We start from the raw sequence: 12,579 nt of genomic DNA on the forward strand, positions 1-12,579 counted from the left end.
CCATGTTGTATGCGGCGCCCTTGTGAGATGTCCAAGGTGTGAGGCGGGCGCCTTTGTGGGGATGGCAGGCCGCCGCACGGGCGGCGGCGCGCGGCTTCAGGCGGCCGCGTGCACCGGGGCGACCGGTGTCACGGCGCCGCGCTCGGCCGGGTCCGCGCCGGCAGGCGCAAGTCCTGCGCTGGCGCGGGCCAGTTCGAGCGCATGCAGCAAGGTGCCCTGGTGGCCAATGTGGTTGGCCAGCAGCAGCACGAGGCGGGCATTGAGGGCATGGCTTTGCGCGGTGTCGAGCCCCTGGTGGGTGGCGATCAGGGCTTCGTAGAAATCGTCGCAGGCCTGCAGGTTGGGGTGGGTGGACAGCAGCATGGCGGTCTCCTGTGGATGGGGCGTAAGAGGGTCAGGCCGTGGCGGCGGCGCCGCAGGCTCTTTGGAGAGCGGCGCGCACGCCGGCCTCGTCGGGGCGGCGCCAGCGCGCGCAGACATGCTGGTCAGGCCGCAGCAGGTAGCTGGTGCCCGGGCGCGCATCGAGGCGTTTGGCCGCCAGGCCGCGCGCATCGATGAGGTCGGCGTCTGGTGCATGGGCCTCGCCCTCGGCCGCGATGGACAGGTTGAGCACGCCGGGCAGCGCCTGCGCCCAGGCCGGCGTGGGGCCGAAGTGCAGCAGCGTGAAGTCCGGGCCCAGGGCGCGCAGCAGCCAGGCCGTGCCGTCCACGCCGGGCCGGCGCATGGGCGCATCGGCCAGCACGGCGCCGGGCAATTGGGTGCCGTCGAAGGTGTCGGTGTCGGGCGTGTTGAGCGCCGAGCCATGCAGCGTGGCCGGCACGGACAGCCGACCGCTGTTGACGATGCGGCGCGCGAATTCATGGTCGCGCGCCAGGTCCAGCACGGCGTCGCGGAACAGGCGGCTGATCTCGCTCTTGGGCGTGATGAAGTCGGTGGCGCGCGTGGAGTTGCGGATGTTCTCGTCGGCCGCGTATTCGCGCTCGGCGCCATAGGTGGCGATCAGCGAGGCATCGGCCTGGCCGCGCAGCACGCGGTCCAGCTTCCAGGCCAGGTTCTCGGCATCCTGCACGCCGCTGTTGGCGCCGCGTGCGCCAAACGGCGAGACGCCGTGGGCGCTGTCGCCCGCGAAGACCACGCGGCCATGGACGAAACGGTCCATGCGCAGGCAGGCGAAGGTGTAGACGCTGGCCCATTCCAGCTCGAAGGGCGCGTCCTTGCCCAGCAGGGCGCGGATGCGCGGCACGATGTTCTCGGGCTTTTTCTCTTCCTCGGGATCGGCGTCCCAGCCCAGCTGGAAGTCGATGCGCCAGACATCGTCGGGCTGGCGGTGCAGCAGCACGCTCTGGCCCGGGTGGAAGGGCGGGTCGAACCAGAACCAGCGCTCGGTGGGGAATTCGGCATGCATCTTCACGTCGGCGATCAGGAAGCGGTCGCGGAAGATGCGGCCATGGCTTTCCTGGCCCAGCAGGCCGCGCAGCGGCGAGCGCGAGCCGTCGCAGGCCAGGACCCATTGCGCATCGATGCGGTAGCTGCCGTCGGGCGTCTCCACGGTCAGCAGCCCGCCCTCGGCCCGCGACTCCAGTGCCGTGACCTTGCTATGCCAGCGCAGGTCGATCAACGGCAGCTGCAGGGCTCGCTCGACCAAGTAGGCCTCGGCGTAGTACTGCTGCAGGTTGATGAAGGCCGGGCGCTCGTGGCCGTCCTCGGGCAGCAGGTCGAAGCGGTACAGCGGCTGGTCCTTGAAGAAGACCTTGCCCAGGTTCCAGGACACGCCCTTGTCCACCATCGCCTGGCCCACGCCCAGGCGGTCCCAGATCTCCAGCGTGCGCTTGGAAAAGCAGATGGCGCGCGAGCCCGTGGACAGCCGGCAGTCGTTGTCCAGCAGCACCACGCGCTGCCCGCGCTGGGCCAGGTCGATGGCCAGCGACAGGCCCACGGGGCCGGCGCCGACGATGACCACGGGATGCCGGGCGGGCGTGTCCGCACCGGCGTCCTGGTCGGCATGGCGCTCGTAGGGGATGTGGATGGCCTGTATGTCTGCGCCGCTGCCGCGCAGCGCTTGCAAGGAGATGGCGGGGTGGGACATGGGGTTCGTCCTCTGTCGTGGGCGTATGAGAGAGAAAAGGCGCAGCCATCCCCGCCGGCATCAGGGAATGCCGGTGCGCGGGCGGGTGCGATGGGCAGGCGTGCCGGTGCTCAGGACCGGCACGCCGCCTTGGTTCAGCCTTCGAGCGCTTCCCACATCTGGCGGTCGCGCTCGGCGGTCCAGATGCGCGGGTCGGCATGGCCCGAGGCCTCGTCGTAGGCGCGGGTCACATCGAAGGGCATGCAGTGGTTGAAGATCACCCACTGGCCGTACTTGGGCTGCAGCTTGGCGAAGGCGGCCTCGTAGACCTTGCGCAGGTCCTGCTGGGCGTCGGCGCCGGCCTTGACCTCGGTCCACAGGTCGCTGATGAAGTCGCGCGTACCGGCCAGGCCGGCCTGCACCTCGGCCGGCGTCTGCAGCGCGGCGCCCCGGCCTGGCACCAGCTTTTCGGGCTGCAGGGCGGCGATGGCGTCCAGCGTGTGCGGCCAGTCCTGGAAGTAGGCATCGCCCGCATAGGGCGTGGCGCCGAACTCCACCAGGTCGCCGCTGAACAGCACCTTGTCCTGGGGCAGCCAGACCACGGTGTCGCCCTTGGTGTGGCCGCGGCCCAGCTGCAGGATCTGCACTTCCAGCTTGCCCAGCCACAGCGTCATCTTGCCGGTGAAGGTGAGGGTGGGCCAGGTCATGCCGTCGGGCACGCTTTCCACGTTCTGGAACAGGCGCGGAAAGCGGCCGATCTCGCTGGCCTTGTCCTGCTCGCCGCGCTCCACGATCAGGTCATAGGTGTCCTGGCTGGCAATGATGTGTTCGGCGCCTTCCGCGAAGAAGGCCGAGGCGCCCAGCACGCGCACCGCGTGGTAGTGCGACAGCGTGACGTACTTGATGGGCTTGTCGGTGATCTCGCGGATGCGGCGGATCACGTCCTGCGCCATGACGGGCGTGGCCTGGGTGTCAATCACCATCACGGCGTCGTCGCCAATGATGATGCCGGTGTTGGGGTCGCCCTCGGCCGTGTAGGCGTAGGCGTGCTCGGAGAGCTTGTCGAAGCTGACCTGCTTGATTTCGAGGTCGGCGGCGGAGGCAAAGGTCTTGGTGGTCATGGGTATCCTACTTTTGAAATGGACAAACGCATTTGTTTTTATCGAATGCCTGAATGCTAGGGAATAATTCAACATTGAACAATTCGTTTGGCATAGTGAAAAACCCTCGGAGCCGCAAACTCCGGGTTCCAGCCTTCACAATGCCTGCCATGTCCGATGCCGCCTCTTCCCCGAACAGCCCCGTCTTCCTTCCTGACAGCAGCGATGACGAGCCCGCGCGCGGCCCGCGCGGCATCCAGAGCGTGGAAGTCGGCGGCCAGTTGCTCAAGGCACTGGCACGCACGGGCCGGCGCATGGCGCTCAAGGATCTGGCGCGCGAGGCCGAGATGACGGCGGCCAAGGCCCACCCCTACCTGGTGAGCTTTTGCAAACTGGGCCTGATGGAGCAGGACCGCGCCAGCGGCCACTACGGCCTGGGGCCGCTGGCCATACAGATGGGGCTGATCAGCCTGCAGCAGGCCGATCCCGTGCGCCTGGCGATCGCCGAGCTGCCCGCGCTGGCGCAGGAGGTGGGCAGCACGGTGTCGATTGCCATGTGGAGCGGCCAGGGGCCGACCATCATCCGCGTGGAAGAGGGGCCCACCCATGTCTATGTGGCCATGCGCCACGGCACGCCCGCATCGCTGCGCCACACGGCCACGGGCAAGATCTTTGCGGCCTTTGGCGAGCCCGGGCGCATTGCGCCCCTGCTGGACGCGGAAGGCCACAGCCTGGAGGAGCCCGCCTTTGCAAAGGAGCTGGCCGCCATCCGCGCCAGCCGCCTGAGCCGGGTCGAGAACCAGCTGCTGTCAGGCGTGAGCGCGCTGGCTGTGCCGGTGTTCGACGGCTTTGGCCAGCTGGTGCTGGCCATTGCCGCCATCGGCCCCTCGGCCACGCTGGACCTGGACCTGCAAGGCCGGCCGGCCCTGCTGCTGCAGGCCCAGGCGCGCAGCCTGTCCCAGCGCCTGGGAGCGCCGGCTCAGGCCTGAGCCCGTCGCTTGCTGCGGCTCAGTTGGTGAGCAGCAGCTGGTCCCGTGCAGGCGCACGCCCTTCCAGCGTGAAGCCGGCCACCGTGCGCGACAGGTGGTGGGCCTGCTCGTTGAGCACGGACGATGCGGCGGTGGACTCCTCCACCAGCGCGGCGTTCTGCTGCGTGGCGCGGTCCATGTCGGCCACGGCCTGGTTGATCTGGCCGATGCCCACGCTCTGCTCGGTCATGGCGCCGTTGATCTCGACAATGATCTGGGAGACGCGCTGGATGCCGTCCACGATCTCGCCCATGGTCTGGCCGGCCGCGCGCACGCGCTCCGTGCCCATGGCCACGCTGGCGCCGGAGGCGTCGATCAGGGTCTTGATCTCCTTGGCGGCCGCCGCGCTGCGATGGGCCAGGCTGCGCACCTCCGAGGCCACCACGGCAAAGCCCCGGCCCTGCTCACCGGCGCGGGCGGCCTCGACGGCGGCATTGAGCGCCAGGATGTTGGTCTGGAAGGCGATGGCGTCGATGACGCCGATGATCTCGCCGATCTTGGACGAGGCCTTGGAGATGTCGTCCATGGTGCTCACGGCGCTGCCCACCACGTCGCCACCCTTGGTGGCCGAGCTGCTGGCCGACTGGGCCAGGCGCGTGGCCATGGCGGCCGCCTCGGCCGACTGGCGCACATTGGCCGTCAGCTGCGACAGCGAGGCCGAGGTCTCCTGCAGGCTGCTGGCCGAGGATTCGGTGCGGTTGGACAGGTCCAGGTTGCCCAGCTTGATCTCGTCGGTGGCGGTCTTCATGGACTCCACGCCGTTGCGCACATCCTTGAGCACTGTGCCGATCTGCTCGACAAAGCCGTTGAAGGACAAGGCGATCTGCGCCACTTCGTCATTGCCCGACACCGGCAGGCGCTGCGTCAGGTCGCCGCCGCCCGAGCCGATCTTGTCCATGGCGTCGCGCACCTGGGACAGGCGCCGGAAGGACTGGGCCGTCAGCGCCGCCGCCACGGCCGTGGCCAGGCAGGCCAGCAGCACGATGGCGATGGCCAGCGTCTTGAGCACGCTTTGCAGGCCGGTCGTGGCCTCGGCCTTGTCCAGCGCCACCACCAGCAGCCAGTCCGTGCCTTGCACCGGGCGGGCCTTGAGCAGCTTGGCGCTGCCGCCCAGGTTCACTTCCAGCGGTGCCGTGGCGCTGGCAAGCGCAGTCAGCGCGGCCGGCGTCAGCAGCTCGGAGATGTCGGACGTGGGCTTGAGCAGCAGCTTGGCATCGGCATGCGCCAGCACCTGGCCGTCACGGCTGACCACGAAGCCCAGGCTGCCGGGCGTGGGGCGGATGGCGGAGACCACCTCGCGCACGCCCTCCAGCGGCACGGCGCCGCTGATCACGCCCTGCAGCGCGCCGCCGCGCAGCATGGGCGCCACGAAGGCCACATAGGGCACGCCCGTGGTGGAGTCGCCATAGGGCTTGGTCAGGGCCAGCTTGCCGGCCTGCACGGCGCTCTTGTACCAGGGGCGGGCCGTGGGGTCGTAGTCGGGCGGAGTGCTGGTGGTGGACTTGTAGGTCTTGTCTTCCCAGCCCACCGTGGTGATGGGAAAGCCGCTGGCCTGGCCCATGTGGGCGGCAAAGCCCTGCGGGTCGCCGTGCTCGATCACGGCGGCGGCGGCGCTGACGGCGCGTGCCTTGGAGGCCACCCACTGGTCGATGGCCATGGTGTTGCCGGCGGTGATGGCGTCCAGGTCCTGTTCAATGGTCTGGAAAGTGCTGCCGCGAACGATGTGGTACGTGGCAGCCCCCGTGATGGCAAGGGCGCCGACCACGGTGGCTGTGCTGATGGCAAGGATCTTGGAGCGAAGGGTCTGGAGCATGGCGCGGCAAGGGAAGACTGAGGACTCCGCAAGCCGCAATGGCCGGGCATGCGGCCCTGTCATTAACGCACAATTTGTTTCATTTTTGACGACATGCCAACCCTGTGGTGGCGTGCACCAACTTGCGCGCAGCACCTGTCATAGAGGCATTTGCTGCAGTGCACCATTGCAGTGCGGTGTGACATGTTGCTGTAACGCAACCGTCGCGGGACTTTCATGGCCGCTTTCCACAATGGCGGCACGCAGGCAAACCGAGTGGCACAGGCAGGTCACCGACTGCGTCCAACATGACGAGGAAGGCGGGCATATGGACGTTCTGGACACCCTTCGCAACGCGGCGATCGAGATCGCCAAGCCCCCGCTTTCCGCGCTTCTCCAGCCACCCCAGGCCGCGGACAAACCGCTGCGGCTGGATGTGCGCTGGGCCCGCCATCTCGACGAGGTGCGCCAGGTGCAGCGCCTGCGCCACGCGGTGTTCGCCGCCGAGATGGGCGCCGTGCTGCAGACGCCGCTGGCCGGGCACGACATTGATGCCTTCGACGACTTCTGCGAGCACCTCATGGTCTGCGATGCCGACAAGGGCGTGGTCATCGGCACCTACCGCCTGCTCACTCCCACCCAGGCGCTGCGCGCCGGGGGCCTGTACTCCGACCAGGAATTCGACCTGGGCCCGCTCGCCGCCTGGCGCCCGCGCATGGTGGAGCTGGGCCGCAGCTGCGTGCACGCATCGCACCGCCAGGGCGGCGTGATCCTGGCGCTGTGGGGCGCGCTGGCCGAATTCATGCAGCGCAACCGGCTCGACGCCATGGTCGGCTGCGCCAGCATCCCCATGCAGTACCCGGGGCTGGCCCATGGCGAGGGCCCGGCGCGCGTCTGGCAGCAACTGCGCCAGACCCATCTGGCCGAGCCCGAGCTGCAGGTGCGTCCCCGCGTGGCCCTGCCCGAGGAGCTGGCATCCGTCAGCACCAGCGGCATGAGCGTGGAGCCGCCTGCGCTGATCCAGGGCTACCTGCGCACGGGGGCCAAGGTGCTGGGCGCGCCGGCCTGGGACAGCGACTTCAACACGGCCGACCTGCCCATCATGATGCGCATGCAGGACCTGCCTTCGCGCTACCTGCGCCTGTTCACGCGGCGCGGCTGAGGCCGTCGCAGCGTTTTGGGGAAATTGGGAATTTTCGGAAAGAGAGGGCGGAGCCGGCTTCTTGTGCAATGGGCCGGACCGTGATGTGCATCACAGGGCTGTCACAAAGACCGTGCATGATGCTGGATGTGGGCTGAAGCAGACACCCGGACGGAGGCAGGTAACCTGCACCGGACTGACCGGGCCTTGGTCCACGCCAATTGCAGGCCGCAGCCTCTTCGGGGCTGCGGCCTTTTTCATGGGCAATTCCTGAGTTACCGGGCAGTGGGCGGGGCATCGGCCAGAAGGCGCTGGTGTTCGATCTTCACGCAGCGGTCCTGCACGGTCCACAGGCCCGCAGCGCGGGCCAGTTCCAGGGCCTTGTCGTTGACCACGCCCAATTGCAGCCACAGGCAGCGCGCGCCGACGGCAATCGCCTCGGCGGCCAGCGGCGGGATGTCCTCGCTCTTTCGGAAGCAATCGACCATGTCGATGCGCAGGCCCTGTGTGGCCAGTGCGGCCGCAGCGTCGGCCAGGCTGGCATGCGCGGGCTCGCCCAGGATGAGGCCGCCTTCGCGTGCCACCACGGGGTTGACGGGAACGATGCGGTAGCCATGGCGCTGCATGTACTGCGATGCCTGGTGGCTGGGCCGCTCGGGCTGCGGCGACAGGCCGACAACGGCCAGGGTGCGGCACTGCACGAGGATGTCGCGCAGGCGGGAGTCTGTTGCTGTATCGCTCATGCGCCGCAGTGTACGCAGCGCCTGCCGCTCAGGCGGGCAGGGCTGTCGCGTCCGCAGCATGGCGCCGGCGCAGCACCATCCCCCAGCCCAGCCCCAGCACGGCGGCCGTGGCCGAGGCCAACAGCACGCCCAGCTTGGCGGCATTGAGCAGGGCCTCGCTGTCAAAGGCCAGCGTGGCGATGAAGATGGCCATGGTGAAGCCAATGCCTGCCAGCAGGCCTGCCAGCAGCGTGTCGCCCCAGCCCATGCCCGGCGGCAGCGCGCACAGCCGCAGGCGCACGGCCAGCCAGCAGCTGAGCAGCACGCCCAGCGGCTTGCCCAGCACCAGGGCCAGGGCCACGCCCCACATCACGGCCGAGGTGCCCGCCGCATCGATGCCAGCGGTGCCCGCCCCCTGCAGCGGCACGCCGGCATTGGCCAGCGCAAACAGCGGCATCACGCCAAAGGCCACCCAGGGATGCAGGTCCGCCTGCACGCGCTCCACGGGCGCGGCGCTTTCGCGGCCGGCCAGCGCATGCACGGGCGTCACCAGGCCCAGCACCACGCCGGCCAGCGTCGGATGGGCGCCGGTCTGCCAGATGCCCCACCAGAGCACGGCTCCCGGCAGCACATAGGCCCAGGCGCGGCGCACGCCCAGCGACTGCAGCAGGAACACGCCGGCCAGGCCAGCGGCGGCCACCAGCAGCTGGCTCCACTGCAGCCCGCCCGAATAGAACAGCGCAATGATGAGCACGGCCACCAGGTCGTCGATGATGGCCAGCGCCAACAGGAACACGCGCAGCGCGGGCGGCAGGCCCCGGCCCAGCAGGGCCAGCACGCCCATGGCAAAGGCGATGTCGGTGGCCGTGGGCACGGCCCAGCCATTGCGCAGCGGCGGTGCGGCATTGAAGGCCAGGAAGATCAGGGCCGGCGCCACCACGCCGCCCAGCGCGGCCATCACGGGCAGCAACGCCTGGCGCGGCTGGGCCAGTGCGCCGGAATGCATCTCGCGGCGTATCTCCATGCCGACCACGAGAAAGAACACGCTCATCAGCGCATCGTTGACCCAGAAATGCAGGGATTGCGACAGCTGCCACGGGCCCAGGCCCACGCTCAGCGGCGTGTGCCACAGCGCCTCGTAGGAGCCGGCCCAGCCGGAGTTCGCCCAGACCAGGGCGGCGGCAGCTGCCAGCAGCAGAACGATGCCGCCCGCGGCCTCGGCATGGGACCAGCGGGACAGGAAGGCGCCGACGCGATCGGCGAAAGACAGGAAAAGGGGCGTGCGCGGGCCGGACGGCCGCGGGGTCGTGTAGGTGTTCATGTGCAAAGCAGCAAAGGGGCCTTGCGGCCCCGGTGCGCAGGCGGCCCGACCTGCGCTATCAACACCTGTCCTGCCGCCCCATGCGGTCTGGACACCCAGCCGCCATTATAAAAGAAGCCCCCACGCCCCCTTTGCTGCGCAAGGTCCGCTGCCCCCCGAGGGGGCCGCTTTTTGCCTTGGGGCGGCCCGGCGGCAAAAAATCGGCGGCCGGGACTCTTGCGCAAGACCCTGCGGATTCAGGGCCTGGGCGGCTCATTGCGCGAGACGCATTCGGCCAGCAGCCCCAGCGAGGACAGCGCAATCATGAAGACCAGGAACACATAGGCCGCCGTAGCCACGCCCAGGCTCATGCTGAAGCCCCATTGCAGCACCGAGCAGGCCATGCCGGTCTGCGGATACATGGCCGTGCATTGCGATGCGGCGGGCATGTGCACGTACCAGGTGACGGCGATGAACATGGCGCCCGCCACCATGGCGGCATTGCCCCAGGGATGGGTCTGCGGGTGGTAGAGCGCATAGATCAGCGCCACGGGAACGGCCAGGCCCCAGGCGAACATCATCAGCCAGCTGAACACCGGCGAGACTGCCAGGATGGACTGCAGCCACTCCATCTTGGGCAATCCGTTGACGAAGCCCAGCAGGTCCCAGACAAAGGGCAGGACGATCCCCGCCACAGCCAGGCTGGCCAGTCCCAGCGCCAGCAGCAATCCCTTGCCGCGTGAACGATGGTGCACCCCCGAAGGGTGCGAATGGGTGATCAGTGCATGCATGGCCCACCTCCTGTGTCGTGCAGGGCGGGCAGTTGCCGCGCGGGCGGGTCCGGAGTCGGGCGGCAGCCGCGGCGCCTAGCGTTCGGATTGCGGTATTCCCCGGATGGATCCAGTCTAGGACGGCGTGCACTGCAACAGATGTAGGTCTTGCACCTACCCAAAATCGGGGTTTGTCCCAGGAGGGGGTGCCGTCAAAGCGCGGCCAGCGCCCCCAGCACCTCGCCCTTGGACAGCAGTTCGCTGAGCACCACCGGCGGCTTGCCCGGCGCATGCAGCACATAGACGGGCACGCCGCTGCGGCCCAGCTGCTGCAGCGCGGCGGTGATGGCCGGGTCGCGCCGCGTCCAGTCGGCGCGCAGCAGGGTCACGCCGTGCCTGTCGAAGGCGGCCAGCACCTCCTCATGGTTGAGCGTGGTGCGCTTGTTGACCTGGCAGGTCACGCACCAGGCGGCCGTGTAGTCCACGAACACGGGCTTGCCCGCCGCCTGCAGCTCGGCCACGCGGGCGGCCGACCAGGGCTGCCAGCGCTGGCCTGCAGCGGACGCCATGCCCGTGCCCTCCGCCTGGGCAGGTGTGGCGATCAGCGGTGCGGTGGTGGCCAGCAGCGCGCCCCCCAGCACCACGGCCAGCGTGGCCAGCACGGCGCGCGTGCGGCCCTTGAGCGTCAGCGTCCAGACCAGGGCGCTGAAGGCCAGCAGCAGGGCCAGCAGCGCAGTGGCGGCGTCGATGCCGCTCTGGTGCCCCAGCACCCAGACCAGCCAGACCACGGTGGCGAACATGGGAAAGGCCATGGCACGGCGGAAAGTGTCCATCCAGGCGCCAGGGCGTGGCAGCCAGCGCACTACGGCGGGAACGAAGCTGGCCAGCAGATAGGGCAGGGCCATGCCCAGGCCCAGGGCGGCGAACACCGTCAGCGCCTGCAGGGCCGGCATGTCGATGGCAAAGCCCAGCGAGGCGCCCATGAACGGCGCCGTGCAGGGCGAGGCAATGGCCACGGCCAGCACGCCGGACAGAAAGGCATCGGCCACCGGGTGGCGCGCATGCGCCGCAGCCCAACGCCCGGGCAGCATGGAGCCGAACTCGAACAGGCCGGCCAGGTTCAGGCCCAGCAGCGTGAACAGGGCTGCCAGCAGGGCCACGATGGCCGGCGACTGCAGCTGAAACCCCCAGCCCAGCTGCTCGCCTGCCGCGCGCAGCGCCAGCAGCAGCCCGCCCAGGGCCAGGAAGGACAGCACCACGCCGGCCGTATAGGCCAGCCCGCCCAGGCGCTGGGCGCGGCGGTCCTGTCCATGGCGTGCAAAGCCCAGGATCTTGATGGCCAGCACCGGGAAGACGCAGGGCATGAGGTTGAGGATCAGTCCACCCACCAGGCCACCGAGCAGGGCCATCCACAGGCTGGTGGCGCTGACGGCGCTGGCAGCAGGCGCAGCGGCCTGGTTGGCCGCCAGGGCAGCGGCCAGTGCGGGCGAGACGCTGGCCATGGCGGCAGCCGTCCAGCGGCCCTCGACCGGGGCCTCGGCGCGCCAGGCCACGGGCTGGCCCTGCTCCAGCGCTGCGGCGCGCTCGGCGGGCGGCAGGGCCAGAACCACGGGCAGCTTGGCCGGAGTCTCGCCGCGCATGTCGGACAGGGGCAGCTCTGCCACCCAGGCCGCACCATCCCAGCGCTGCTGCCAGTCCTTGCCCAGTTCGGCCGCGTGGTGGAAGGTGTCGGAAGATTCGGGATAGAAGTCCAGCGTGCGGCCCTGCAGGGATTCAGGCAGCCCCTCGATGCGCAGCTGCACGCGCTCGTCGGGCGTTCTGCCTTCTGCTGCTGGCTGGCTGGCCGGCACCACCTTGGCCTGGGCCGGCGCGGACAGTGCCTGGGGCTTGAGCGCCCAGGCCTGGGTGAAGGCCTGACCCTGGCCTGCCGTGCTGCCCTGCACGGGCAGCTGCAGCTGGAAATCGCCTTCCTCGGGAATGCACTCCACGCGGCAGACCAGCCAGTTCGCATGCAGGCGCAGGTCCAGCATGCCGGACGCGGGCGGCTTGAAGTCGGCGGCCACCTGCACGGGCACGGGCAGCAGCACCTGGCCCTCATAGCCGTAGTTGAGCAGCGGGCCCACGCGCAGCGCCTCGGGCACGGGCCACTGGATCTCGCCAGCCGTCAGGCCTGCAGGCAGCTGCCAGTTCAGCTCGGTGGCCAGGCCGGAGTCACCGGCGTTCTTCCAGTAGGTATGCCATTCGGGCTGGTGGGTGATCAGCAGGCCCAGCCACAGTGTCTGGCCAGGCTGTACGCCTTCGGGCGCCTGGGCCACGAGTTCGGCGCGCACGCGCGGCGTGTCCACGGTCGCTGCCGCCCCGCTGCCGGTTTTCAGGCGGATCTGCGCGCCGGCCTGGAAGGCCAGCAGGCTGGAGGCGGCCAGAAGGAAGGCAAGAAGCCAGAAGGCGAGGCTCTGGGGTGCGGTGTGGCGAGGAGGCGTTTGGAGTGGCATGGCGGACTATGGGAGCCCGGGGCGGGATCTTTGGTTCCCCTGGCTACAGGCGGCGATGGTAGCGGCCATGCGCCATGGAATCCTCTGTGCGTTGTTGCAAGACGATTGGCAAAAGATATCGTTGCATAGGCGCTTGGTATTGGACAGGCGATAGGTCCGTTGCCCATCA

The 12,579-nt window shown here is 69.3% G+C and carries 10 protein-coding genes; 2 read left to right on the forward strand and 8 right to left on the reverse strand.

The features are described from left to right. Positions 1-96: 96 nt before the first annotated feature. The 3 genes from AAN986_RS02700 to AAN986_RS02710 form a co-directional block, all read right to left on the reverse strand. Positions 97-363, reverse strand: coding sequence for a DUF2783 domain-containing protein (locus tag AAN986_RS02700; RefSeq protein WP_013800326.1), 267 nt, complete (start codon positions 361-363; stop codon positions 97-99). A gap of 31 nt (positions 364-394) precedes the next feature. Beyond that, complete coding sequence (locus tag AAN986_RS02705) at positions 395-2,086, reverse strand: FAD-dependent oxidoreductase (protein ID WP_047219449.1); 1,692 nt, start codon at positions 2,084-2,086, stop codon at positions 395-397. A 134-nt stretch (positions 2,087-2,220) separates the two neighbouring features. Next, positions 2,221-3,186: an MBL fold metallo-hydrolase gene (locus tag AAN986_RS02710; RefSeq protein ID WP_043790848.1), complete on the reverse strand. Its 966-nt coding sequence runs from the start codon at positions 3,184-3,186 to the stop codon at positions 2,221-2,223. A 140-nt stretch (positions 3,187-3,326) separates the two neighbouring features. Between AAN986_RS02710 and AAN986_RS02715 the strand changes: the two genes are divergently transcribed. Further along, positions 3,327-4,154 carry an IclR family transcriptional regulator gene (locus AAN986_RS02715; RefSeq protein ID WP_046984877.1) on the forward strand — a complete coding sequence of 276 codons (828 nt, stop codon included), beginning with the start codon at positions 3,327-3,329 and terminating at the stop codon, positions 4,152-4,154. Between the two features lie 19 nt (positions 4,155-4,173). Here AAN986_RS02715 and AAN986_RS02720 read toward each other — a convergent pair whose 3' ends face one another. Beyond that, positions 4,174-6,006 (reverse strand): methyl-accepting chemotaxis protein, encoded by a 1,833-nt coding sequence (locus tag AAN986_RS02720; RefSeq protein ID WP_047219448.1) that lies wholly within the window; start codon positions 6,004-6,006, stop codon positions 4,174-4,176. A gap of 307 nt (positions 6,007-6,313) precedes the next feature. Between AAN986_RS02720 and AAN986_RS02725 the strand changes: the two genes are divergently transcribed. After that, a complete protein-coding gene (locus AAN986_RS02725) occupies positions 6,314-7,147 on the forward strand; it encodes a GNAT family N-acyltransferase (protein ID WP_026062563.1) in 834 nt (277 codons plus the stop codon). Positions 7,148-7,401: 254 nt separating this feature from the next. On the opposite strand, the gene AAN986_RS02730 is transcribed toward AAN986_RS02725, so the two are convergent. From AAN986_RS02730 to AAN986_RS02745, 4 genes are all read right to left on the reverse strand, one after another. Then, on the reverse strand, positions 7,402-7,869 hold the full coding sequence (locus AAN986_RS02730) for a CoA-binding protein (RefSeq protein ID WP_047219447.1): 468 nt from the start codon (positions 7,867-7,869) through the stop codon (positions 7,402-7,404). A gap of 28 nt (positions 7,870-7,897) precedes the next feature. Further along, a complete protein-coding gene (gene nhaA, locus AAN986_RS02735) occupies positions 7,898-9,169 on the reverse strand; it encodes a Na+/H+ antiporter NhaA (protein WP_047219446.1) in 1,272 nt (423 codons plus the stop codon). Between the two features lie 236 nt (positions 9,170-9,405). Then, positions 9,406-9,939, reverse strand: a complete 534-nt coding sequence (locus AAN986_RS02740; protein WP_016454714.1) for a hypothetical protein — start codon at positions 9,937-9,939, stop codon at positions 9,406-9,408. A 191-nt stretch (positions 9,940-10,130) separates the two neighbouring features. Next, on the reverse strand, positions 10,131-12,410 hold the full coding sequence (locus tag AAN986_RS02745) for a thioredoxin family protein (RefSeq protein ID WP_047219445.1): 2,280 nt from the start codon (positions 12,408-12,410) through the stop codon (positions 10,131-10,133). Positions 12,411-12,579 lie beyond the last annotated feature (169 nt).

Origin of the sequence: Delftia sp. DS1230, assembly GCF_040112715.1 — a bacterium.
Lineage (GTDB): Bacteria > Pseudomonadota > Gammaproteobacteria > Burkholderiales > Burkholderiaceae_C > Comamonas > Comamonas tsuruhatensis.